The organism is Psychrobacillus sp. FSL K6-2836 (assembly GCF_038003085.1).
GTDB lineage: Bacteria > Bacillota > Bacilli > Bacillales_A > Planococcaceae > Psychrobacillus.
The window spans coordinates 3,275,125-3,298,545 of sequence record NZ_JBBOOM010000001.1; the positions used below are offsets into that span (position 1 = coordinate 3,275,125).

General features: G+C 35.8%; 24 protein-coding genes. 21 read left to right on the forward strand and 3 right to left on the reverse strand.

Features of this window, described 5'->3' with window-relative positions:
* Nucleotides 1-439 precede the first annotated feature (439 nt).
* From MKY37_RS15710 to MKY37_RS15725, 4 genes are all read left to right on the forward strand, one after another.
* Complete coding sequence (locus MKY37_RS15710) at nt 440-1,246, forward strand: DUF2935 domain-containing protein (protein ID WP_340778594.1); 807 nt, start codon at nt 440-442, stop codon at nt 1,244-1,246.
* Between the two features lie 128 nt (nt 1,247-1,374).
* Nucleotides 1,375-2,631 carry an MFS transporter gene (locus MKY37_RS15715; protein ID WP_340778595.1) on the forward strand — a complete coding sequence of 419 codons (1,257 nt, stop codon included), beginning with the start codon at nt 1,375-1,377 and terminating at the stop codon, nt 2,629-2,631.
* A 343-nt stretch (nt 2,632-2,974) separates the two neighbouring features.
* On the forward strand, nt 2,975-4,141 hold the full coding sequence (locus MKY37_RS15720) for a PucR family transcriptional regulator (RefSeq protein ID WP_340778597.1): 1,167 nt from the start codon (nt 2,975-2,977) through the stop codon (nt 4,139-4,141).
* Nucleotides 4,142-4,237: 96 nt separating this feature from the next.
* On the forward strand, nt 4,238-5,119 hold the full coding sequence (locus tag MKY37_RS15725) for a DMT family transporter (protein ID WP_340778598.1): 882 nt from the start codon (nt 4,238-4,240) through the stop codon (nt 5,117-5,119).
* Nucleotides 5,120-5,411: 292 nt separating this feature from the next.
* Here the strand turns inward: MKY37_RS15725 and MKY37_RS15730 are convergent, their stop codons facing one another.
* Entirely contained in the window at nt 5,412-5,807 is a 396-nt protein-coding gene (locus MKY37_RS15730; RefSeq protein WP_340778599.1) for a hypothetical protein, read from the reverse strand.
* A 9-nt stretch (nt 5,808-5,816) separates the two neighbouring features.
* Complete coding sequence (locus MKY37_RS15735) at nt 5,817-6,020, reverse strand: YheE family protein (RefSeq protein WP_340778600.1); 204 nt, start codon at nt 6,018-6,020, stop codon at nt 5,817-5,819.
* A gap of 72 nt (nt 6,021-6,092) precedes the next feature.
* On the opposite strand from MKY37_RS15735, the gene MKY37_RS15740 reads away from it, so the two are divergent.
* The 11 genes from MKY37_RS15740 (at nt 6,093) to MKY37_RS15790 (ending at nt 17,198) form a co-directional block, all read left to right on the forward strand.
* On the forward strand, nt 6,093-6,482 hold the full coding sequence (locus MKY37_RS15740) for a ferritin-like domain-containing protein (RefSeq protein WP_340778601.1): 390 nt from the start codon (nt 6,093-6,095) through the stop codon (nt 6,480-6,482).
* Nucleotides 6,483-6,545: 63 nt separating this feature from the next.
* Nucleotides 6,546-7,691, forward strand: a complete 1,146-nt coding sequence (locus tag MKY37_RS15745; RefSeq protein ID WP_445323069.1) for a DUF445 domain-containing protein — start codon at nt 6,546-6,548, stop codon at nt 7,689-7,691.
* A gap of 18 nt (nt 7,692-7,709) precedes the next feature.
* Entirely contained in the window at nt 7,710-8,054 is a 345-nt protein-coding gene (locus tag MKY37_RS15750; protein WP_090570206.1) for a YlbF family regulator, read from the forward strand.
* A 387-nt stretch (nt 8,055-8,441) separates the two neighbouring features.
* Nucleotides 8,442-8,615, forward strand: coding sequence for a hypothetical protein (locus tag MKY37_RS15755; RefSeq protein WP_340778603.1), 174 nt, complete (start codon nt 8,442-8,444; stop codon nt 8,613-8,615).
* Between the two features lie 30 nt (nt 8,616-8,645).
* Nucleotides 8,646-9,425 carry an enoyl-CoA hydratase gene (locus tag MKY37_RS15760; RefSeq protein WP_445323050.1) on the forward strand — a complete coding sequence of 260 codons (780 nt, stop codon included), beginning with the start codon at nt 8,646-8,648 and terminating at the stop codon, nt 9,423-9,425.
* A gap of 302 nt (nt 9,426-9,727) precedes the next feature.
* Complete coding sequence (locus tag MKY37_RS15765) at nt 9,728-10,429, forward strand: polyphosphate polymerase domain-containing protein (protein ID WP_340778605.1); 702 nt, start codon at nt 9,728-9,730, stop codon at nt 10,427-10,429.
* 161 nt (nt 10,430-10,590) lie between these two features.
* Nucleotides 10,591-11,277 (forward strand): DUF4956 domain-containing protein, encoded by a 687-nt coding sequence (locus tag MKY37_RS15770; protein WP_340778606.1) that lies wholly within the window; start codon nt 10,591-10,593, stop codon nt 11,275-11,277.
* 56 nt (nt 11,278-11,333) lie between these two features.
* Nucleotides 11,334-13,631 carry a carbohydrate-binding domain-containing protein gene (locus tag MKY37_RS15775; RefSeq protein WP_340778607.1) on the forward strand — a complete coding sequence of 766 codons (2,298 nt, stop codon included), beginning with the start codon at nt 11,334-11,336 and terminating at the stop codon, nt 13,629-13,631.
* Nucleotides 13,632-13,870: 239 nt separating this feature from the next.
* Complete coding sequence (locus MKY37_RS15780; protein WP_340778609.1) at nt 13,871-14,551, forward strand: response regulator transcription factor; 681 nt, start codon at nt 13,871-13,873, stop codon at nt 14,549-14,551.
* A complete protein-coding gene (locus tag MKY37_RS15785; RefSeq protein WP_340778610.1) occupies nt 14,496-15,947 on the forward strand; it encodes a HAMP domain-containing sensor histidine kinase in 1,452 nt (483 codons plus the stop codon). Before MKY37_RS15780 ends, MKY37_RS15785 begins: the two co-directional genes overlap by 56 nt.
* 363 nt (nt 15,948-16,310) lie before the next feature.
* On the forward strand, nt 16,311-17,198 hold the full coding sequence (locus tag MKY37_RS15790) for a peptidylprolyl isomerase (RefSeq protein ID WP_340778611.1): 888 nt from the start codon (nt 16,311-16,313) through the stop codon (nt 17,196-17,198).
* Between the two features lie 64 nt (nt 17,199-17,262).
* Here the strand turns inward: MKY37_RS15790 and MKY37_RS15795 are convergent, their stop codons facing one another.
* Nucleotides 17,263-17,448, reverse strand: coding sequence for a YhzD family protein (locus MKY37_RS15795; protein ID WP_340778612.1), 186 nt, complete (start codon nt 17,446-17,448; stop codon nt 17,263-17,265).
* A 132-nt stretch (nt 17,449-17,580) separates the two neighbouring features.
* Between MKY37_RS15795 and MKY37_RS15800 the strand changes: the two genes are divergently transcribed.
* The 6 genes from MKY37_RS15800 to yhaM all read left to right on the forward strand — a co-directional run bounded on the left by MKY37_RS15800 (nt 17,581) and on the right by yhaM (nt 23,267).
* Nucleotides 17,581-17,796 (forward strand): helix-turn-helix transcriptional regulator, encoded by a 216-nt coding sequence (locus MKY37_RS15800; RefSeq protein ID WP_445323051.1) that lies wholly within the window; start codon nt 17,581-17,583, stop codon nt 17,794-17,796.
* On the forward strand, nt 17,789-18,100 hold the full coding sequence (locus tag MKY37_RS15805) for a hypothetical protein (RefSeq protein ID WP_340778614.1): 312 nt from the start codon (nt 17,789-17,791) through the stop codon (nt 18,098-18,100). Before MKY37_RS15800 ends, MKY37_RS15805 begins: the two co-directional genes overlap by 8 nt.
* A gap of 17 nt (nt 18,101-18,117) precedes the next feature.
* Complete coding sequence (locus MKY37_RS15810) at nt 18,118-18,312, forward strand: hypothetical protein (RefSeq protein ID WP_340778615.1); 195 nt, start codon at nt 18,118-18,120, stop codon at nt 18,310-18,312.
* A gap of 97 nt (nt 18,313-18,409) precedes the next feature.
* Nucleotides 18,410-19,621, forward strand: coding sequence for a metallophosphoesterase family protein (locus MKY37_RS15815; protein WP_340778616.1), 1,212 nt, complete (start codon nt 18,410-18,412; stop codon nt 19,619-19,621).
* Nucleotides 19,618-22,332, forward strand: a complete 2,715-nt coding sequence (locus tag MKY37_RS15820) for an ATP-binding protein (RefSeq protein ID WP_340778617.1) — start codon at nt 19,618-19,620, stop codon at nt 22,330-22,332. The genes MKY37_RS15815 and MKY37_RS15820 overlap by 4 nt, the downstream gene beginning before the upstream one ends.
* Nucleotides 22,329-23,267: a 3'-5' exoribonuclease YhaM gene (yhaM, locus tag MKY37_RS15825; protein WP_340778618.1), complete on the forward strand. Its 939-nt coding sequence runs from the start codon at nt 22,329-22,331 to the stop codon at nt 23,265-23,267. Before MKY37_RS15820 ends, yhaM begins: the two co-directional genes overlap by 4 nt.
* The last annotated feature ends 154 nt before the right edge of the window (nt 23,268-23,421 follow it).

Here is a 23,421-nt window from a genome sequence, read left to right on the forward strand (position 1 = left end):
GGAACAAAGGCTAAGAGCGCCACCTCGTGTGGCAACGCCTTCGTGATCTCGCCGGAGTCGCCACCTTTCAATACAATCAACATAATATGTAGTACTCAACTAACTATAAGATATAACATATCGTATGCTTAGAAATCGTTTCTCTAGTTATCCAAAAACGCTTTAACCTGTTTTTAGGGGGGGTAGAAGGGTGACAGAAAGACAAAAGCCATAAGAATACCAAGAAAAGAGAGGCTGGTCGTGACGTTAGTCACGATCAGTCTCTTAAAAAGTCTATCGTTAATCATATAGCAAAACGTCTGTTCAAACCCCTTCGTAATCTATAGAAACAGGTCTTAATGTTCCGTTTTTTTGCTCGGTTATTCTGATCACATAGTTTGGAGATTTTTTTACTAAACGAATCATACAATGTTAGGACGAAAAACCTGGAGGTGGAAGGTTGGCAAATGAGTTTGTTGGAAGGTCATTAGATGAAATTAGATTTTGGTCAAGGATTATGAAGGAACATGCATTATTTTTAAGCTTAGGATTTACTTTTAATGAGCAAAAGTTAATTGAAGAGGCGCAACAGTACATTGCAATTTTCGAAAAAATCGAAGAGCAGTTAGCGGGGTACTCGTTGAATTCTGATCCAAGGCAAATACAGGCTTTCAATTCACATGTGTATCAAGCGGCCGTATCGATTTGGGCGTATAAACGGAAAGTATTAGGACTAATACTACGTTGCGAAATCAGAACTAACAATTATCCACTATTAGTTGATCATATAAGTAGAGAAGCAGCTTACTTTGCTAAAAGGTTAAAAGAATTAAATGAAGGGAAACTGCAGCCTTTGCCAGAAGCAATTATTAAAGAAAATGTGTTTTTCCTTAAAATTATGGCAGACCACGCTAAATTTATTGGTCATCTTTTAGATCCAAGTGAACGAAAATTAGTCGATCAGGCAAGAGAATTTAGCCACGATTTTGATCAGTTATTATATCAGGCACTTGACTTGGAAAGCATGAGACCACAATCAGAGACTCCACCACTGCTTCACCAGTTTTTAGATCAAAATCGAGTATCTGTCGTTTCATTAAGAGACTTTAAGAAAACGGCACGTGACTTAATTGAGGCGTGTCGAATTAAGAGCAATATTCATCCCCTATTAGCAGACCACACGTTTAGAGAAGCAGAACGTTTTATAGAAATTATCGATCTATTTGAGGAAAATCTTACTAACGGAACCCCTGCAGTAGGACAATAACCACACAGTAGAGAGCGGGAAAGCTAAATTTTCATGATATTAACAGAGTAATAAAAATATTTTATATTGAAATTTTAATTCGAAAAACATATATTTAGAGTATCGAAATAAAAAAGAAGAGGTACTCTATGTATATTTGGATTGCTGATTGGAAAAAGAAGTTGTCATCCTTTAATAGGAATGTGAAAATGTTTATGCTTGCAAATATACTCATTCAAATTGGAATGGGTGTATTTTCAGTTATGTACAACCTATACATAAAAGAGCTTGGCTTCCCTGAAACACTTAATGGCAAGATTATTTCTATGACATCTCTTGCTTCTGCCCTTATGTTAGTGCCGGCAGGTTATTTAAGTGACCGGTTAGGTAGGAAAAGAATCATAATCGCAGGTGCTGTAGTTGCTGCAAGTACTCTATTCTACAGAAGTTTAGTAACGGGCGAACAATCACTGATTTATGCTGCATTCTTTACAGGATTATTTATGGCATTAGTTCAGGTATCCGGCGTTCCTTTTTTAGCTGAAAATACAGATTCTAGTGAGCGTATGCACCTATTTAGTATTCACTTTTCCTTGATGACCATTGCTAGTGTAGTGGGAAGTTTAGGGGGAGGGGTGTTAGCTGATGCCCTTCATGTAATTGGAAATATTCCTACAGTAGATTCCATTAAGTATGTATTAATAATTGGAGCGATTATTTTTACATTGGGTATAGTTCCTTTATTTCAGCTGAAGCCAATAAAAATAGAGGAGAATACTGAGGAGCAAACGGAAGAATCAGGAGTAAGTGCTCCAAGTGGATTCCGAAAAAATCTGAAGGTTATTGTGTTATTTGGAATTGCGAACTTATTGATCGGAACAGGTTCAGGACTTGTAATTCCTTACTTGAACTTATACTTTTCCAACCGATTCGATGCATCGAACACTTATATTGGACTCATCCTGTCGCTCGGATCTGCGATGACGGCAGTGGCAATGTTACTAGGACCTGCCCTTGTGAAGAAGGTCGGGAAAGTAAAGGCTTTAGTTATTTTTCAGCTGCTCTCAATACCATTTCTATTTATCACTGGTTATACCAATTCTTTAATCATCGCTTCTATAGCGTTTTTAATGCGCCAGGCTTTGATGAATGCTGGGAATCCTATTCAAAGTGCAATTGCAATGGACCTAGTGCAGGATAAATATAAGGGGCTTGCAAACTCAGTAAATCAAATGGTTTTTAATGTAGGATGGGCAAGTACTGGAGCTATTTCAACGGGGCTTGTCATGACATTTGGCTTTTACTGGGGATATGCATATACATTTACGATTACCGGAATTCTATATATTATTGCATCTACCTATTTTTATTTATTGTTTGGACGTAAGAAGACTAGTAGCAATTAGAATTATGTCCCTGAAGAAACTAAGAGCTACCTGCCATATGATTTAACATCAATTTATCATTTTTTTGTGGGAATAAAAAAGTGTATGGAAGTGAAGAAATCAATTCCATACACTTTAGTAGGAAGTTGTAGTTTATAAAAAAAGATTGTTTATAGTTTGATAAAAATTACTTCTCAAATTTTTGTTAGAAGTGACTTCTATTGAATACTTATGTTAAAAATGCATTAAAAATTTTGAAAAAATAAACTTAAGTTAATGCGGCAGGTTAGTTCATGGGGCAGTATATGAATCATACTGCGATACTTTATAATCATGTTATATGTTATTAGAAAGGATAATAGGTATGATAACTGTAAAGGAATTATTGCAGTTGCCAGTTACAAAAGATTTTTCGGTTGTAGCAGGTGGCAATGGATTAAATAAAACAATCCAAAGTATTGAAATTTTAGATTTTGAATTTACGGAAGGTATTCATCAAGTGAGAGAAACTGCCTTCAGCTCTCATAGCATTGTATTAAGCAGCTTATTATTTGCTAACCAAAAGCCCAAAAGTTTAATCGACACGATTAAAAAGCTTATTGAATTAAAGGTAAGTGCTTTAGCCTATAAGCCAGTTATTTTTAAGGATTTACCTAGTGAGGTCCTAATTTTCGCAAATGAGCAAGATTTCCCGATTTTACGTTTTGGGGGAGATGAATTTTTTGAAGATGTCATTTTTAAAGTGATGAATCATATAAACAAAAGGAACCATTCGCTCTTCTTGCAAAATACGATGAGATGTCTAATCGAAGAAGAGGTTACAGCGGAACAAATAGAGTCCTTCTTAATACAAATGAATAAACCGTTTGACAAATATGTATTTGTAGCGAATATTCAAATGAAACAGTCCAAAGGCTCCCATTGGATGAATTCCTTTTTCCAGTTAGATTCCTTTTTGAAATCTGGCATAATTTGTACATATAATCAAAGCATCTTCATCCTTTATACAGATAAATCTCAAAAACAATTTGAAAAAATACTTATGGAATGGATGAGGATTTATGCAATTCCAACAGATGCATTAACAATTGGTTTTAGCCAAGTTCACCAGACTAAGACGGAACTTCATCTAGCTGTTAGAGAGGCTTATTATGCTTGTGTCATGGCTAAAATTGAACTAATGCCTATTTGTCACTATAAACAGCTTGCATCTGAACGATTGCTGATTGAGCTTTATCGAAAAGATTTACAGTTTACAAATCATTATGTGGAAATGTATTTAGGACCGCTTTTAGAAGAACAGGATTTACTGGATACAGCTGTGACATTTGTACTTAAAAAAGGCAATGTGAAAGAAATAGCCGTCACACATTATTGTCATCCGAATACGATTCGTTATCGTATGACGAAAATACGTCAATTAATCGAACCTTTTGGCAACGAGTTCATTTTTTTTGAGCATTTATCTACAGCAGTAAAATTGTATTTACTGCATCAAACAATTAAAGAAATAACAATTGCTTTGGAATAAGTCCAAAAATAAGCTGGAAATTTTAGAATTAATATCAAATTACTTTCCCTCTTCTCATGATATCCTTGTTCCTTGTGATAGCAAGGAGGAGAAGAGATGAAACAATATATTGGCGATGGAATGTTGCTCATTACAGCGATTGTTTGGGGCAGTGGATTTGTTGTAACCGACATTGCATTAGAATATTTAACTGCTAGTCAAGTGATGGCAGGAAGATTTGCTTTAGCTACACTTATACTTACAATATTGTTTGGTTACAAATACAAAAAAATGACAAAATCTGTCGTGTGGAAAGGAGTTATATTAGGCACTATTTTATATATTGCTTTTGCATTACAAACGGTAGGTTTACAATATACAACACCATCTAAAAATGCATTTTTAACAGCAATTAATGTTGTGATTGTGCCAATCATTGCTTTTCTAATTTACAAACGTAGGATTGACCGATATGAAATAATAGGCTCAATACTCGCAATCTTAGGCATTGGCTTATTGTCATTACAAGGTTCTATGATGATCAATATAGGTGATGCACTATCCCTTGCGTGTGCAGTCGCCTTTGCTTTTGATATTTTTTATACCAATGTATTTGTCCAAAAGGAAGATGCCATTTTACTAACGATAGTACAATTCATAACAGCATCTTTGATTAGCGTAACCATGGTGTTCATTCAAGGGGATATACCGACAGAAATTGAAAAAGAAGCCTTGTATTCGATTGTGTACTTAGCAGTCTTTTCAACAACGATTGCCTATCTTTTTCAAAATATGGCACATCAATATACAACAGCTACAAAGGCAGCCATTATTTTATCAACAGAATCAATTTTTGGCATGATATTGTCAGTTTTATTTCTACATGAAGTACTGACAGATCGTATGGTTATGGGAGCTGTATTAATTATGGTGGCTATCTTAATTTCTGAAGTAAAGCCAGTCTTCTACAAAAAAACACATTGTAAGAAACGCACGTGAATGAAATAGGTTGTTTTAATCGATTGTTAGAATTGGCCGTTCTAAAACCTTTTTTAATGAAATATAAAAAAACATTTACAAAGCTGAACCGTTTCTACGGGACATTGTGAAAAATGACACTTAAACTGGTACATCAGTTGTATATTCACTTTCCAAAATAATCATTCTTTATTACAAATAGCCCCATTTTGATCAGTCTTTGTTCAAAATAGGGGCTAAAATTTTCTATTAGATAAACATTCGTAGATATGTTTTAATCAATTTTTATTCCGAACGATTAGCAATCACCGATTTAAAAATGAGGAATTTCATTTCCTTCTATTAAAGCTTTGAGATTTTCTAAAGGTTGATCGAATCCTGCTGAATTTATAGTTACTTTTGTGCTTTTGGATTCGATTTCTACCGTAAAAGATATCATTACTTGTTGTTCATCTAAATAGATAGCAAATTCTTTGTATGGATGAATACTTTGAATAGTAAAGGGCATATAAAGCTTTGTTGTTAAACTATTATGTCGGCTAGGCATTAATGTAAAGGTTCCTTTTTCACCTTTCCTCAAATTTGGAATTTCCCAAGGTGAACCTGGAACATACCACTCAGAGAGTATAAGCGGATCCGTTATGGCATCCCAAATAGTTATTGAATCACTATCAATTAAAATAGATCTTTTATTCTCAGATGTATTCATATTAATACTTCAGTCATACACATGAAAAAGCATTAGTTCATGTATCATTTTTTTCACTGTCTCTTCATCAACAGGTGTTTCACCAAGCCATTTAATAGTTCCATCCGGTTCATATTCAGCGGCGTATCTCTGTTGTTTATAAAAGAAAGAGATAGTCCAACCTGGAAGTTGTTTGTTTTCAAAGAGTGGTTTAAAGCTAAAATGTTGAAGCAAGAATATCAACCTTTCATGTGAGTGAATTTGCTCGCATACACTAGTATAAATGATTAGTGAAGGAGCATCGAATTGTTTAATGAGCAGTTAAGGCAAGCCATACTTAACGAATTTCAGGATTATCATTTTTATCGTTCTATGTATAAATTGACGGATGATCCGTATTTTCAAAGTTTTATCGAACATATATATGAGGATGAAAGAAGCCATTACGAAATGTTCCAACAACTCTATTATATGCTGACTGGTACATTTGTACAAAGCTTTCCGGAACCCATTTTATGTACAGACTTGAAGGAATGCTTAAAAGATGCTATTAGAGATGAACTAGAATCTGCGGAGCTTTATAAAGAAATGGTATTACAAATACCAATTCAACAAGCTTACGCCCCCTTATTTGTTGCAATGCATGATGAGACCGAGCATGCAATCCGTCTTACAACTATGCTTCATTTATTGTAAATTCTTTTAGTGTTTGCCCATCCTCTGCTATAATAATCTAGAAGCTAGAGGAAAAAGGTGAAATTGATGGATTTTATATGGACAATCACATTCATGGCAGTAGTCGGAGCAGCTATTGGATCAGTAACTAATCACTTTGCTATTAAGATGTTATTCAGACCACATGAGGCAAAATATATAGGCTCGTGGCGCATCCCATTCACACCTGGTCTGATCCCTAAAAGACGTGATGAGCTTGCGAAACAACTAGGTAATACTGTTATCCAGCATTTGTTGACGCCTGATATTTTTAAGAAAAAATATTTTAACGAAGAAATGAAAAATAAAGCGGCTCATTTCTTAACGGAGCAACTGAACGATAAAATCTTCCAATCGGACAAAACGATAAATGATTGGTTGAAACTTGCTGGACTAGAAAGCGTGCCAACTATTGTAAAGGGAAAAATAGAAGAACAGGTGGACGTGCAATTTAGTCAATTAAAAACTAGATTTGAAAAAGAAACAATACGTCAGCTTGCACCAATTGATTGGCAGCAAAAAGCAGATACTAAAGTGGGAGAAATCGTTTCGTACATTCTACTTAAGGGTGAAGATTTCTTCGAATCAGATGAAGGTAAGCAGACGGTAAAAAATCTTATTGATGATTTCCTTTCTACAAAAGGGACGCTTGGCAATATGATACAAATGTTCATGGGGGAATCATCATCACTTGCTGGGAAGGTTCAGCCGGAAATATTAAAATTTCTAAGAGCACCTGGGACAAAAAATATGCTAGAAAAAATAGTACGAAGCGAATGGGAGAAGTTAAAGGATCGCCCGCTCAATGAAATGATGGAAGGTTTTGACTTTGAGCCTATTGTTAAAAATGTTAAAGTGTATTTGACAGAACAGTTGGCAATCGAAGAAAGATTAGATTATAGTTTCCTCCATTACTTCCCAGGAGTAACTGGATGGACCGAGTCATATCTTATTCCGAAAGTGACGACATTTGCATTCCAGGAAGCAGAAACAAAGCTAGAAGAAGTCTTGCGTAAAATGAAATTAGAAGATATGGTAAAAGAGCAAGTAGATACTTTCCCAGTATCTCGCTTAGAGGAGATTGTTCTTGGTATTTCGAAGAGAGAGTTCAAAATGATTACCATTTTAGGTGGTGTTCTTGGTGGACTTATCGGTATTATTCAAGGACTAATCGTATTCTTTACTACTTAAATTAAAGGGGCTACTAACATGATTAACATTTATGATGACATTAACAAACTAGAAAAAACACTACGCCAAACAGATGAATTCTCCAATGTGCAGACTGCAGTAGAATCTGTAAAAGCAGATGAAGAGGCTCTAGCTTTATTCCAAAGTTTCCGTAAGGTTCAATTGTCTTTACAAGAGAAACAAATGAATGGGGAAGAAATTTCTGGAGAAGAGATTGAGTATGCTCAAAAAACAGCTCAGCTAGCGCAAGGAAACGAAAAAATATTCCACATGCTTCAAGCAGAAATGGCTTTAAGTCAACTAATTGAAGAAGTAAACCGAGTATTGATCAAGCCAGTCCAAGAACTTTATGAAGGCATCTAAGAAATAAACGTAAAGAACTTTTCCTATTACAGGAGAGGTTCTTTTTTTGTCTTTAAATAAAGTATATCAAAAAGTACGTGAACACTAAGTTCTTGATAATTAAATAAATAAATGAATAATATCGCTATGATTTTCACTTCAGTCGGACGCTTTCCGCGGGCGTTGCCTCAGCCTCCTCGCTACGCTGCGGGGTCTTCGCCTAACGCTAATCCCGCTGGAGTCGCCGACTTCCGCTACAATCAATCAATTAATATCCTGCCTTTGTGTTGAACACGATGAATGCAAGATTAGCTAAAGATACTTTTCATTGCAGTCGACCTACTAATTAGAAAAAGACTTTTAAGTAGCTCAATTCTACACATTTAGGCTTTGAATTAGTAAAATACTATGGTAATTTTATCCGTTCCTCAAGTAAATCGCTATCTAGCAGAAGTAACTGGGGAAGAAGCACAAGTTGACTACAGAGTAAAGCAAGTAACAGCCATGCCAACTCAAGTAAATAGTTTTTACTTTTTTCAGCAGGACTTTAAAAGTTTAATGGCGAATCTAATAGAAGAATGAATGACTATTCACTTACAAAGGGGAATGTATATGTATAATACTTTATTGCTGGAAAAAGAAGGTCGTATTGCGACTTTAACAATGAATCGTCCAGAAGCAATGAATTCGATGAATGGAGTGATGATGAGAGAGTTAGCAGAAAGCCTGGAATCTCTTCAATCTGACACATCTGTTCAAGTACTAGTTATTAAAGGAGAGGGGCGCGCATTTTCTGCAGGTGGAGACATTAAAGCGATGCTAGATAAAGAGAATCCTTTTGATATTGATGAGGCGATGACCTACCTTACACGAATTGCTACAACTTTATATACGCTGCCACAGATTACTATTGCATCAGTACATGGGGCAGCTGCTGGATTAGGATTTAGTATGGTATTAGGATGTGATATTATCATAGCTGAAGAAAATAGCAAACTTGCCATGAATTTTATCGGAATTGGTTTAGTTCCAGATGGAGGTGGCCACTTCTTCCTAAAAGAAAGAGTCGGTATTCCAAAAGCAAAACAGCTTATGTGGAGCGGACAGCTTTTCTCTGGAAAAGAAGCTCAAAAAATCGGACTTGTAGATGAAGTTGCTTCAGACGGCTTAGGATCTGCAACTGCAGCTTCCTATGCACAAAAGCTAATCCAATCTCCAGTTGCTGCCATGATCGCATCTAAAGAAATCTTACACGCGACAAAATTAAAAGAACTACAATCCGTTCTAGAAAGAGAAGCTGTTGCCCAATCAGCAATGCGAAAAACGGAAGATCATCAAGAAGGTATTCAGGCTTTTGTAGCAAAGCGTAAGCCTGAGTTTAAAGGTAAATAAGGAAACAAAAGTGAGAAGGTCATTAAGTTGATCTTCTTTTTTTGTATGATTGGATACCAAAAAAGGAAGCAATTCGATACATTATTAATTAAAACAGGGGATGGAAGCGACTTTTAGTCATTCTATCCTCTTTTTATGAAGTCAGAAAAAGTTCAAAACAACTAGAAATACTAAGTCATCAGATGAAAAATTTAAAAAATATTTACTTGACATATTGCTGACTTATTTAGCAGTTAAAGTAGGATTATCAGCAAGTTAGTTGATCATTTCCAAAGCCAATTGAACAAAAAAGGAGTGTAATCATGCCTATTCAAACATCATTTAGTCCAAAGGGGCGACAAGAACTGAAATACGGCATTACATATTTAGATTATATGTTATTAAAAAACAAACTGAAATATGTGATGCGTTTAGATACACATGCTGGTCCAACAGGAAAATATTTAATTCGCTCTTGTTACTTCGATAATTTTGAGAACAAAATAATGAACGAGAAAAAGGAAGGGTATTTAACTAGAGATAAATACCGTGTCCGAATTTATGGGAAAAGTGATCAGATTATTAATCTAGAACGGAAAAGTAAGCGCAATAACTTAACTTTTAAATCTAAGTGTAATATGACACGGACCGAATTTGAAAAGATTCGTATTGGTGATATTTCGTGGATGGAAAAAGATAATCGCTCGTTAATTTGTGACTTGTACTTAGAAATGAAAATGAACTTATTAAAGCCAATGTCAGTAGTAGATTACGAGAGAGAGGCTTACGTTTATTTATATGGGAATGTTAGAGTGACGTTTGATAGTAAAGTGCAAACAAGCATACGTAATACGGATATGTTCAATAAGCATTTACCAATGATCGATGTCCTTGATCCGACAGAGGTTATTTTAGAAGTGAAATTTGACGAGTACTTACCAGATGTTGTGAAAATGATGCTTCAAGGTATTAATACAAAACATGAAGCGTATTCCAAATATCAGTTAAGTCGTATGTATATATAAAGTGAAACTCCATTCAGGGGAGTCTTTATTCCCGCTGATTGTTAGTTAAACCAATCGGGCTTTTACGGGCAGTTATCTTCCAGCTATATGAGTTATTGGGTCAGGCCTTGATGGTGGAGTTATACTGCCCGTTAATCCGGGATAAAATAGGAGGATTTAAAATGGCAACTTCAACAACTTTTACAGATATTTTCAAATCAAGCTTTATAGAAAAAACAGCTACATTTTCTTTAACTGATTCACTAATAGGTCTTATTTCAGCATTTCTTATGGGGGTAGTTATTTATGTAGTTTATAAGAAAACATTTAATGGAGTAATTTACTCTCATACATTTAATATCTCACTGATGATTATGACAATGGCAACATCGCTAGTCATCATGGGTATTAGTCAAAATGTTCTATTGTCTCTTGGTATGGTTGGAGCGTTATCTATCGTTCGTTTCCGTACGCCGATTAAGGATCCAATGGATTTAGTCTACTTATTTTGGTCAATCATTGTCGGGATTTTATGTGGTGCAGGTTTTATACTGTTGGGAATCGTCGGCACAATCTTAATAAGTTTAGTTATTATAATATTTGCAAATAAAATTGTAGTTGAAAATCCATATTTATTAGTTGTGAAATTTGCTAATGGTGAAGCAGCAGATTCTATTGATCAACTATTGAGAAATTCAACGAAGAAATATGCGTTAAAATCGAAGTCTCATATTTTAGAATATGAAACGGAAGTAACGTATGAAATACGTGTGAGAGAAAATGATACAAAAATCGTTTCAGATATTTCACAAGTAAAAGGTGTATCTTCAGCGGTAATGCTAAGCTACGATGGTAATTTTACAGCATAAGTTTAGAAGGTCTGTAAATTTACAGACCTTTTGTTTCTATAGTAGGAGGTAAAATGATGAAGAAAAAAATAGTAATACCGTTAATATTATCGGCAGTTTTAATTGCTGCCGGATGTAATGACAAGAGTAGTTCAGAGACATCATCACTGGATACGGAAGCGCTAATTTCTCAATATGTAGATTATGATTCAGAAGATTACTACACTTCCTGGGAAGGTGATATATTTACCAAAATAACTTTAAATGATGAGGCAACAACTTTTGACGGCTCTGGTGGCGTTATTATTAATGGTCAAAATGTAGAGATTCATACATCAGGTACTTATGTACTGGAAGGATCTCTCTCTGATGGTCAAATTAAGGTGAATACAGAGGACACTGGAAATGTACGCTTAATACTAAATGGTGTAGATATTACTTCATCCACTAATGCAACGATTAATATCGAGCAATCAGATAAAACGATTATCTCACTTGAAAAAGGAAAAGAAAATAATTTAACTGATGCAACATCCTATGTTTATGAAGACGAATCAAATACAGAAGTCGGGGCAGCTATTTTTAGTAAGGATGATTTAGTCATCAATGGTACTGGTGTTTTGACAGTTAATGGTCAGTACAAAGACGGAATAACGAGCCGTGATGATTTGATTATTACAGGTGGAACTATTAATGTAACTGCAGTCGATGATGGAGTTGTCGGTCGCGATGTGTTTGCAATGTCTAATGCTACAGTTAATATAACTGCAGATGGTGATGGTGTAAAATCATCAAATGATGAGGATGCAAATCAAGGTAATATTGTGCTCGAAAGTGGCTATTTAACAGTTGTAGCACAGGGGGACGGTATACAAGCCGAAAAGGAAATTATAGTAATCGATGGGGAGTATTCCATTAAAACAGGTAATGGAAGTCCAGAAGTTGTGTCTTCACCTGAATCAGGAATGGGAATGGGCGGAGGACAAGGTATAGGAACGATACCAGAAATGGGTGCAGGGATGGGCATGGATTTCAGTTCAATGACAGATGCCGAAGTAGAAGCATTTGTGGAAAATATGGAACATATGAATTTCCAAATTGATATTACAACTGAAATTGAAGGCATGACAACAGATGAAATTCGAGAGTATTTAACAACAGCTCTAGAATCTAGGATGCGACAAGGCGGTGGTGGTGCAATGGACCGTGGAATGCCGGAGAATCGAGAATTACCTGAAGATGGTCAATTGCCTCCGTCAGAAGAACAGCAAGATTCAAAAACAAAAGCTCCAGTAGAAAGAAATACAGAAGAAGATAATAACGCCAATACTTCAACTGTTGAGACTGCAAGTCAAAAGGGAATAAAAGCAGGAACAAATTTAAATATCGTAGGTAGTACAATCACAGTTGATGCAGTTGAGGATGCACTGCATAGTAATGGAGATTTAACCATTCACGGTGGAGAAGAAACTCTTTCAACCGGTGATGATGGAATTCATGCGGATGGTAATGTATTTATTGCTGGTGGTGATATTAAGATTTTAAAAAGCCTAGAGGGTATAGAAGGTACTAATATTGAGATTTCAGATGGCTCCATTCATCTTAAATCAGCAGATGATGGTGTCAATGTAAATGGTGGCAGTGATATGAATGAAATGTTTGGGGCTTTCGAACAAACCTCAGCTACAACAGAGACAGAGGAACTAGAAGAAGCTGGCAATACAATCGAGGATGGCCAGCTTACGATATCTGGAGGATATCTATACGTAGATGCAGATGGTGATGGATTAGACTCTAATACGAATATTACGATGACGGGTGGTACTGCTATCGTTTATGGTCCAACGGAGAGTATGAATGGTACGCTAGATTATGATGGAACATTTTTAATGCAAGGCGGAACATTAATAGCTTCTGGTAGTGCTGGAATGCCGTTAGGTGTATCTGACGAATCGACACAAAACACGATTATGATGACATTTGATGAGACACTTGAAGCTAATACACCTGTTACAATGACAAATGCTGATGGTGAACAAATTATCACAGTTGCACCTGAAAAAATGTATCAAATGATAGTAATTAGTTCACCAGATTTAGAACTAAATGCAGAGGCAACTTTAAGTCATGGAGGTACCCTAACAAGTGAAGCTGTTGATGGGATCTATACGAATGCAACGACAACAGATCCAACAGGCAGTGTGACCTATTCACCCACAGCTGTCATGACTTATTTAAATAGTAATGGAGTGACAGAAGAAAGCTCATCTATGATGGGTGGTGGAATGAAAGGTAATATGCAAGGTGGAGGGGCTTTTGGCAGAGGCCAAGAGTGGCAACAACCAGAAACAACTGAAGACGCTACAAATGAATAGTTCAATGTAGTTTCATTTATGTAAATTTAATGAAGTATACTAGTGATTTCATGAGAAAACAGCCTCCAGAGTCGAAAATATCGATTTAGGGGGCTTTAGCATTTAAGTTGCCAACTTGCGGAATTCTATATATTAAAATAATTTGATTCGGTAAGATTCCAGCCGACATTTATCTGACATAAATAGGTGGTATAATGTAAGAAATTAAGATATTGTCAGTTAAAGGGTGTGATGGCCAGATGAAAAAAATATTAATAGTAGAAGATGAATTTGCCATTAGCCAAGTGCTGAAAGCGTATTTAACGAAGCAAAATTATGAAGTAGTGCAGTGCTACGCTGGCGGAGAAGCAATCGAGGTATTCGAAAAGGAAGTTCCTGATCTAGTACTTTTAGATATAATGCTTCCTGGAAAAAACGGCTGGGTTATTTTAAAAGAAATTCGCTCTTTGGGTAGTTGCCCAGTTATCATGTTAACTGCATTGGGAGATGTTAACTATCGGCTAGAAGGTTTTGGCGAAGGTGCAGATGATTATATTATAAAACCATTTATTGCTGATGAAGTTGTCGCAAGAGTGAAGGCTGTAATGCGAAGAGTATCTGGTGAAGAACCATCAACCATCAACTTTGGTAAGCTTCATATAGATTTTATTGGTCATTCTGTAAGACTAGATGGGAAAGAAATATTTCTCACACCAAGAGATTTGTCAGTATTACTTTTTTTGGCTAAGCAACCGAACCAAACATTTACTAGAGATCAGTTAATTGAACATATTTGGGGATGGGATTACGACGGAAGTGATCGAGCAGTTGATTTATCTATAAAGCGTCTGAGAAAAGCGCTCGCTGATTGGTCAGGAGATGAAGGTGAAATTAGGACATTACGAGGATTGGGGTATCAATTCAATGTTCATCAAAAATAAGAGAGTGACTCTGTTGTCGTATTGGACAAGTCGATATTTATTAACATTAATAATAGGACTGTTAATAATCTCTTTCATTTCAGCATTATGGATAAGACATACGACACTCGAAAATCGTTTAGAAATGATGGAGTTTATGGCAGAAGAGATGGTGAATCGGATTACTGATGTAAGTATTCCAGGAATCCCTCCAAGTGAAAGAGTGCCAGATTTTGCTGAAGATCGGTTCAGAATAAGAGATATTAACCCATCCATGTACATAGTCAATACGGATGGAAAAGTAATATCAAGTAATTTACCATTGGAACAAAGAGAGCAAAGGACATTTAGTCAATTAATAGATGGAAAAGATGAAATTGAACCATTTACTTTTTCCGAAAATAACCAAAAATATTATGCAGTAAAAAAGAAAATTGAGATAGATGATGAACTTATTGGCTGGGTATTGATGGTTGAGTCAAAAGATAAATTAACTATGGTCAAACAAGAGTATGGTCAGCTAGCTATATTAATAGTAGGACTTGCATTACTGGGTTGGTGGGCTATATATTTTCTGTCGAGAAGATTAGCGCATCCGATAAAACAAGTAGCAGAAGCAGCTAAGCAAGTACAAAGTGGTAACTATGAAATCAATTTATCGGATCATATTAAGGAAAAAGAAGTTTACGAGCTTGTTTCTTCGTTTAAACAGATGGCAGGTCGGCTAGAGCAATTAGAAAAAACAAGAACTGAATTACTAGCAGGTGTGACCCATGAACTGAAAACACCAGTAACGTCGATTAGTGGATTATTGCAAGCAGTAAATGATGATGTTGTTACTGGACAAGAAGCGGAAGAGTTTATTCGAATGGCGCTTGTTGAAACGACCAAGATGAAAACAATGGTCGGTGATTTACTAGCATTCAACTCCTTTGCAGTAGATGCGGTACCTGTGGAAATTTCTCGGCTAGATATTGATAACTTTATGAAAGATTTAACTACTCAGTGGAAAGCGATACAGGAGAAAACAGATATAGTGGTGAAACTACAATTACTCCATAAAAAAGTAATGATTTCAGCTGATTTAGTTCGTTTACAACAAATCATGACCAATTTACTAACAAACGCAGAACAAGCAATTTCGGGGATAGGTGAAATTACAATCTCGCTTTCTGAAAAAGGAGAGTATGTGTCTGTATTCGTTAAAGATTCAGGCTCAGGAATACCAATTGAAGAGCAAGCTTTAATCTTCGAGCGGTTCTTTAGAGGAGAAAATAAAAAGTACGGTATTCGAGGGCTTGGTTTAGGGTTACCTCTGAGTAAAATGATGGCACAATCGATTAAAGGTAATTTATATTTAGTTGAGAGTACAGAAAAAGGTACGTGCTTTGAATTGCTATTAAGAAAAGAAGGCTAACGATATTCCGTTGCTTTCTTTTTTTTATGTAAATAGGGAGGTATGTATTCTCTAATTATCCAAAAACGCACTTACCTGTTTCTAAGCGGTGTAGGAAGGAGACGGATAGACAAACGCCATAAGATTACCAGCATCTCAAAAAATTCACGCGGTAATAATATAGCGACAAGTCTGTCCAAAGCACTTCGAAAACGCTAGAAGCAGGTTTTGCCCTGTTTTCTTACGCGTACACTTCTAATGGACCCGTGCTCTGTGGTAGCATACTTGCTTTCCTCAAAAACAATAAACGTTGACATCTCACTGACACATTGACCCTTTAAAGTGTAACTAAAGGAAAAAGTATATATTGAGAGGAAGATACAGATGAATTCATTTTTTTATAAATCTTTAAAAGTATTTGCGTTACCGATTGCTTTGACAGTAGTCCTAGCTGGTTGTTCTGCGGAGGCCAAAACTAATAAAGAAACTGTAGCGACTGTAAATGGGGAAAAAATTTCTCAAGAAGAACTAACAGAAACATTGATGACACAATATGGCGTAGCGGCTTTAGACACATTAATTACGAACAAAATTTTCGAAATGGAAGCTGAAAGTGAAGGACTAAGCGTTGCAGAGAAAGAGATTCAAGCAGAGCTCACTAAGCTAATAGAAACATATGGTGGTCAAGAGGAGTACGAGGCTGTTCTAGATGCAAATAATATAGAAGAAGAAGCTTTGCTAGAAGATATTACTACTCATCTATTACAGACAAAAGTATTGGAAAAAGTAATTAATATTACAGATGAAGAATTAGCCACTTACTTCGAAGAAAACAAGACAACCTATGAACAAACAGAGCAAGTGGAAGCGAGTCATATATTAGTTGCCGATGAGGCTACAGCGAAAGAAGTGATCAATAAATTAAATGAGGGTAGTGATTTTGCAGAACTAGCCAGTGAATATTCAACAGATACTTCATCAAGTACCGATGGAGGGAGTTTAGGGTATTTTGGAGCTGGTGAAATGGTAGAAGAATTTGAAAAAGTAGCTTTTGAAATGGAAATAGATGACATTAGTGATCCAGTTGAATCTGAATATGGTTTCCATATCATAAAAGTAACAGGTAAACAGGATGCAAAAGAAGCAGTGTTTGAAGATGTGAAAGAAGATGTATATGATAATTTACTAGAGATGCGCATTCAGGAAGAATACTCGTCATGGCTAACTGAAAGGTATGCAGAATATGATATAGATAACAGCTTAACGGAATAATGAATGCTTAGGTAGAACAACAAAGAGGGATTTAACCATCGAAAGGTTAAAGTCCCTTTTGCTTTTATACGTGAAATAACACTAGTTTACCAGAGCTATTTACTAAGCGATGCGTTTTATCGGCAAAGCCTTTTTCTTCAATAATTGCTTCCCCTTTTTGCTTCGCTACATCATCATTTTCATACTCCCAAGTTTCCTCTAAAATTAGTTCCCCTGTTGGTTCAAATGCAGTAAATTTGTATGATTTCATCAATCAAACACCCCTTTATTATACTACTATACATTATACACAAAAAATTATGAAAATAAAATGTAAAGTTAGCTTGACAATTGGAAGAAAAGTAAAGTATACTTTACGTAAAGTTAGCTTTACAAAAGGAGGATGAAGTTGAAAAACTACGTTCGAGATAAAAGAATGGCATTTGGGATGACACAGGACGAACTTTCAGAGAGACTCGACGTATCGAGACAAACCATCATATCGTTAGAAAAAGGAAAATACAATCCATCTATTAATTTGGCGTTTAAACTATCCAGACTTTTCAAATGTACGATTGAGGATTTATTCATTTATGAAGGAGATGAGAAGGATGTATGAAAAATTTGATTTATTTACATTTTTAATTGGTTTGCCATTAGCAATTGTAATAATAGGTATAGTTTTCTTGATCAATCGAAAAATCGGCAAGAAAAAGAGATGGTTTGATGAACGATACAATAGAATACATGAAAAAGCCCGATCCTATTCATGGATAGCGACGACTATTGCAATCTTAGTTGTATGGATGATTGTCATAGTAATGGAGGGACCTGGGCTGACCTTTTTCTTATTAACTGGACTTTGGATAGTTCATATGGTTTCCTATACAATCGGAGCATTTGTTGGGAATCAAGATAACTAAATAAGGGAGAGAGTAAAATGCAAAATACGAAAATGGCATTAATTGTTTCATTATGCGCTCTAATTGTAGTTCCCGGATTGTTTTTGGTTGTTTCGTTGTTTACTGGTCAATGGAAGTACCTTCTATTTAGTATTCCTCCTTCTCTTGCTGCGGGATTAACTGGACTATTGTTAACTCTTCGACAAATAAAAATAGAACGTAAAAATGTATAAATAATATAGTAAGAGACTGTACACATTTAGTTGTATACAGTCTTTTCTTTATGGTAAAATAAGAACAAATATTCTATTTTGGAATGAGGTGTACTTGATGGCAAGAATACGTTTTCTACATGTGGCAGATTTACATTTGGATAGCCCTTTTAAAGGTATTTCCTCTATTCCTAAAAGTAAATGGAAAGATATACGAGAGAGTACTTTTCAAGCCTTTCAGAACATCATTAATTATGCGATTGAAAGTAAACCGGACTTCGTTTTAATAGTCGGTGATATTTATGATGGGGAAAATCGTAGTCTTCGTGCGCAGCATCTATTTCAAAAAGGAATGGAAGCATTACGTGTAGAAGATATTCCCGTTTTTATTTGTCATGGAAATCATGATCATTTAAGTGGTAATTGGACTCGTTTTCAATTGCCGTCAAATGTACATGTGTTCGGGGAGAAAGTTGAAACAAGAACTCTACAGTTAAATGAGGAAGCAATACATATTACAGGATTTAGTTATAAAGAGCGTCATATAAAAGAATCTATGCATAGCTACTATCCTACTGCAAAACACGATGAGATTCATATTGGGATGCTTCATGGTAGTGTGGAAGGCAATAATGAGCATGATGTTTATGCACCATTTAGAAAAATTGATTTGCTAGAAAAAGGCTATCAGTATTGGGCACTTGGCCATATACATAAGCGCCAAATTATCCATCCGGACCCACCAATTGTTTATCCGGGAAATACCCAAAGCAGGCATCGAAACGAAAGTGGCGTAAAAGGATTTTACGAAGTTTCGTTATTTAACAATCAAGCAGAGCTTCAATTTGTTCCGTCAGCTGCTTTTATATATGATGAGCTTTCACTAGAGTGTGAAGGGATGATCCACGCAAATGAATTAATATCATATATTGAAAATGAATTGATAAGTTATAGTAAATTAAATGGAAAAGCGATTCTTGAGCTTACGATAAACGGAATAACGGAGGAAACAATTGAACTATTACAGTCTACTAGTAAGGATGAATGGCTGTCATTGATCCAAGAGAGTCTAGAGCTGACAAGCACCTTTTTAATAGTAAAAGAATTACATATTCGATTTCCAATTGAGCGGAGCGCAGAATCTACTATGCTTCTATCAGCTTTGAGTGATTGGGATACTTCGGAATGGAAGCTCGCTTTAAAGGAACTCTATCAGCATTCTAAAGGGAGCCGATATTTACAACCAATCGATCGTAACTTTATCGAGGATGTTCTAAAAGAAGCGGATTTAGTAGTTTCAAATGCTATAACAAGGAGGAGTAATGATTGAAACTTCTTAAACTTCATATATATGGCTTTGGAAAGCATGAGAATATAGAAATAGATCTGAACAATGGCATAAATGTGTTTTTCGGTGAGAACGAAGCAGGAAAGACTACTATTCAACAATTCATCTTGCATATTTTGTTTGGATTTCCACAAAGGAACTCACAGTTACTTCGCTATGAGCCAAAAAGCAGCACGACCTATGGAGGTAAAATTCAAATAATAGATGAGGAAGGTCAACCCGTAACTATTGAGCGAGTAAAAGGGAAGGCAAGTGGAGAAGTTACACTATATTATCCGGACGGTAGCCGCGGAGGAGAGAGGGAGCTGGCTAGTATTCTGTACTCGTATTCCCGCGCAGATTTTGAAGCTATTTTCTCTTTTTCCTTACTCCAGTTACAGGGATTCGAAAAGATGACAGAAGAGGAGCTAACGAGAACACTATTATCTTCTGGAACTACAGGAATCGATACAATAGCAGCTGTAGAAAATAAGTTTATAAAAGAAATGGGCGAACTATTTAAGCCAACTGGAAGAAAGCCACTTATCAATCAAAAAATTGAAGAGCTACGAGAGTTGGAAACTACTTACAAGCATCAGCTAGAGGAAGTTGAGAAATATGAACCTTCTATTAAACGTCTTAACGAGCTTGAAACAATTGTTGAGGAACTAGATCAACAAGAGAGAGAGATTTCTAAGCAGTTACAACTATATTTGGAATGGAAACAACTGAAACCATTGAAAGAAAAGGAAATTAAATTGAATCAGGAGCTAGATATAGTAAAGCACCAGCTCTTTCCCGCAGATGGTATCCGTAGATTTGAGTTAATAAAAGACAAATTGAATCGTAATCACATAGAAATGGAGCAGTTGAAAAAAGAGTTGGATTCTTTAACAATCCACGCAACTAGCTTAACAGCTCAGCAAATGGAAGAGTTACAGTCCTTTCTAAATCAAGAAGCTAAATGGCATCAGCTTCGTTCCAAGCGAATACAAATAGAAGAAGACCAAAGTAAAACACTACAACTCCAAATGCAGCAGCTAGCTTTAGTCGGGATTGACTGGGAAAAGAGTCTATCTCATATAGTTCAAGCCGATGTCTCTATTCAGCAAGAAGATAAACTAGTTTCTATTCTTCAAACAGAAAAGAATTTAGAACTTGAGCTGCAACAGGAAAAACGATTATTACAAATGAAGGAACAGGACCTCCTAGGGCATCAGCAAAGAGCGACAGAATCTAAACGAGTAAATAAAAACACTTCCAATAACAAATCGAATAGAATAATGTTTGGCATTATTGCAGCGAGTGTCCTAATTGGAGTAATCGTAGGAGTTACCCAATCGAATTGGATGGTTGCCCTTATAGCTATTATCATTAGTGGAATTGTATATGCAGGCTTTACTCTAATGACGAATACTTGGAAACAATCGAATGATGTTCAAGCATATGCTGATTTATTGAAGAAGGAACAGGAGTCATTACAACAAGCCATTTTTATGTTGAAGCAAGTAATTAGTGAGTTAGAAAACAAAAAGACAGATATATCTAAACAGGTAAACCAGTTTTTAACTAGCTATCATATTAATGAACAACTATCACCAAGTCTATTGCCAGAACTATTTAAGTGTCTGCGCAGGATTCAGGATCAACAAATACAACTAGACCAAATGGAAACAAAGCTCTATGAAATACGTATGCAATTACAGGACCTAAACAAACAAGCGCAGGAAAAAGTCCATGTAGTACTAATTGAAGATATGCTATTTCACCAACTTAGAGAATTCTATCTAGAAGAAAAGAAAAAATCAGAAGATCAACACTATAAAGAGTCAAAGATTTCTGAGCACAAAAAGAAGCTTCAGGAGCTATCATTACTTCAACAATCCTTTACCGAACAAATTGAAATTTTGTATCGTGAGGCAAATGTAGATATGGAGAGCGATTATTATACGGCTCATTCTATCTATGAACAAAAGGTAGAACTTGAAAAAGAATTACACCATATTCACATGCAATTAGCGGGAAAACAAATAAATCTGGATGATTATAATGATGTATTTGAGGACAAGTGTAAAGAGAAATTACTTCACTTACAGCAACAGAGACATATATACAATGATGAAAAAGCAACTTTGTCCTATCAAACAAAGAAGTTATTGGAAGACGAAGAGCAGAGTGAACAATTGCAACAATATGAACAGAAAAAAGCAGAATTACATGAACTTGTGAAAAAATGGGCTGCTCAAAAAGTAGTCGTAGAATCGATTAAACAGATAATGAGACAGTTAAAAGAGGAGCGACTTCCAGAAGTATTGGAAAATGCACAGCATTATTTTCAACTGCTTACAAACAAATCATATGAACAATTGATCCTATCCCCAGAAGGTTGCTTTGAGGCAGTTAAATCATCTGGACAGCGTTTTAAAATAGCAGAGCTAAGTCAAGCGACTAAAGAGCAAGCATATATTTCCTTGCGTATTGCGCTAGCAGTGTCATTACAAAGCAAAGCGCCTTTTCCGATCATAATGGATGATCCATTTGTACATTTCGATCGTGTCAGACTTCAACAAGTGGTACAATTAATGGCAGAGTTACAAAAAGAACACCAACTATTATATTTTACATGTCATGAACAAATGAGATATGTATGGCAAGACGCATCCGTAGTACAAGTAGCTACGTTATTATCCAGAGAGGTGGGGATTGTGAGATGAAAGGCATTACACAATTACGAGTAGGCGATCCAGTTGATCATTACTTACTTATAAAACAATCGACAAAGGGTGTAACAACCGTTGGAAAACCATTTATGTCACTAATATTACAAGATAAGAGTGGAGATATCGAAGCAAAACTTTGGGATACAAATGAAGAACATGAGAAACTTTATGGCGCTAGTCAAATTGTTCGCGTAGGTGGAGAAATTCAAGATTATCGCGGTAAGTTCCAATTACGTGTAAAAAGTATTCGACCAGTAAAGTCAGAAGAGCCAATTGCGATAAATGATTTAGTACCTTCTTCTGAAAAGCCGAAAGAAGAATTGATGGAGGAGCTTTTACAATACTTCTTTGAAATGAAAAATCCATTAATTCAACGCATTACGAGACACTTGATGAAAAAACACCAGACATCATTTATGACGTTTCCAGCAGCAACTAAAAACCATCATGATTATGCTTCTGGATTAATCGACCATGTTGTGTCTATGTTAAAGCTAGGAAAAGCATTATGTGATTTGTATCCAACCTTAAACAAAGATCTTTTATACGCAGGAATCATTTTACATGATATAGGAAAGGTTATAGAGCTCTCAGGTCCTGTGGCAACGACATACACAATCGAAGGGAATTTACTTGGACATATTACAATCATGGTCAATGAAATTTCTAAAGCAGCAGAAGAGCTAGAAATCGAAGGCGAAGAAGTAATGCTTCTGCAGCATATGGTGCTCTCTCATCATGGTAAAGAAGAATGGGGTAGCCCAAAACGTCCTGCACTCCGTGAAGCTGAGATGCTGCATTATATCGATAATATTGATGCAAAAATGAATATGCTCAATCGTGCACTAGATAAAACAAACCCAGGTGAATTCACCGAGCGATTATTCCCACTTGAAAATCGTTCATTTTATAAGCCTACATTTGAGTAAAAGAAAAGCGTAAAAGGTATAAAGCCTTTACGCTTTTTTAGTTAGGCTATGTTTAAGGAAAAGATGATCTATCGCAAAATGGAAATATGACAACTAACCTGCCTCTGATTAAATTAGTTCCAACTCAAAGTGAAGGAATGTACTTCAAATAACA